Annotated in this window: 1 pseudogene; it reads left to right on the top strand. The window is 47.8% G+C overall.

The features are described from left to right. Nucleotides 1-590: pseudogene (locus ACTHUR_RS16145) on the top strand (sodium-dependent transporter); the annotation flags it as partial.

Consider the following 590-nt stretch of genomic DNA (forward strand, 5'->3'; position numbering starts at 1 on the left):
GCGTATCGGCGATGATTACCTATGCCTCTTATTTGGGTAAAGATCAGGATATGTTCCGCTCGGGCAATATCATTATGTGGATGAACCTGTTGGTATCGCTGTTGGCAGGCTTGGTCATTTTTCCAGCAGTATTTGCATTGGGTGCCACACCCAGCCAAGGCCCCGGTCTGATTTTCGTGGTCTTACCTGCCGTCTTCATGAAAATTCCGTCCGGCAACTATTTATTTGCCGTGTTCATGATGTTGGTCGTCTTTGCCACGCTGACTTCAGCGTTTTCCATGTTGGAAACTGTGATTGCGGCAACCATCCGCCAAGATGAACGCAAACGCAGCCGGCACACTTGGGTCATCGGCATTGCCATCTTTATCGTCGGCATCCCTTCTGCCCTATCCTTTGGCGTATGGAGCGATGTGCTTATTTTCAATAAATCTATTTTTGATTTATGGGACTACATTATTACTGCCATCATTATGCCGCTATGCGCATTAAGCATCTCCATCTTTACCGGCTGGATTCAAGACAGGCAGTCCGTTTTGACCAATGCGGGCATGGGCAGTACCGTACCGAGAACGGTTTTATATTTATGGCTG

The organism is Neisseria sp. P0021.S007 (assembly GCF_051956855.1).